Annotated in this window: 1 pseudogene; it reads right to left on the reverse strand. The window is 74.0% G+C overall.

Features of this window, described 5'->3' with window-relative positions:
* Positions 1 to 137: 137 nt before the first annotated feature.
* A pseudogene (locus DTW89_RS19570) lies at positions 138 to 384 on the reverse strand (hypothetical protein); the annotation flags it as partial.

Genomic DNA, 384 nt, shown 5'->3' on the forward strand with positions numbered 1-384 from the left:
CCGGAGGACACCACCGCCACCGCCCGGCCCTGATCGGCCAGCGAGCAGGCCAGCCGCGCCCGGGCGGGTTCGTCGGTGTTGTCGCTGGGATGGCGCCGCTGGCCGTCGCGGACTTCGACCCGGTCCAGGTAGCCGCGCTAGCCGATCAGATCCGTCGCGGCGGCCAGCTCACGCCGGCTCTGCGGTGTCATCCAGTCGCTGTCGCCGGGCCCCAGGCCCACCACTGCGACGGTGCCGGTCAGCAACGCACGACGCCGCCCGCCCGGCAGCATGGCCAGCGAGAAGTACGGCACGCTGGTCTCGTCGACGTCGGCGGCCGGCAATACCCGTTGGCCGGCGGTGCTGGCCCGCTCCACGTAGAACGCGTCGCCGAGTAGGCCGGAC

Origin of the sequence: Acidovorax sp. BoFeN1, from assembly GCF_003345135.1 — a bacterium.
In the GTDB taxonomy this organism is placed as follows: domain Bacteria; phylum Pseudomonadota; class Gammaproteobacteria; order Burkholderiales; family Burkholderiaceae_C; genus Acidovorax; species Acidovorax defluvii.